Raw genomic sequence first — 484 nt, 5'->3', positions numbered from 1 at the left:
GTCGCTCGATGCGAACCTGGCAGCGTGGGGCAACACCGGCGTGCCCGATCTGATCACGGTGCGCCGCAACGGCGCGAACCTGGTGGTCGAGCGGACGGGCTCGGCAGCAGTGCCGGACAACGACGACGTCGGTGTGATCTTCCAAGGCGCCAGCGCGCAGATTCAGTCGTTCACTTATCTCGGTTCGAGCGACGATGACACGCTGACCGTGAGCGACGTGGGCGGCTTGCCGACGTTCGCCGGCAGCGCGCCGAGCATTCCGGATAACTTGAATCTCGCCGGAGTTGGCTCGGTGTTGCTCGATGGCAACGGCGGCGCTGATAAGTTGCTGTTCAACTTGACCGGCGCGAATGCGGCGCTGTCGTACGCGATCGGCAACGGCACCGGCGCTGCCGGCAACGAAGGGGAAGTGCTGGTTGCTTCCGGCGCGGCTTCGCTGCAAGCCTACTTCGTGCGGACGGAATCTGCCGAACGGACCGGCACT

General features: G+C 65.3%; 1 protein-coding gene. It reads left to right on the top strand.

Features of this window, described 5'->3' with window-relative positions:
- Positions 1-484 (top strand): hypothetical protein (locus tag M9Q49_RS35255; protein ID WP_254514056.1); only part of this gene is annotated, 484 nt, incomplete at both ends.

Source organism: Anatilimnocola floriformis (assembly GCF_024256385.1).
Taxonomy (GTDB): domain Bacteria; phylum Planctomycetota; class Planctomycetia; order Pirellulales; family Pirellulaceae; genus Anatilimnocola; species Anatilimnocola floriformis.
The sequence above is the reverse complement of the archived record's forward strand: the minus strand, read 5'-3'. Positions and strand labels throughout refer to the sequence as shown.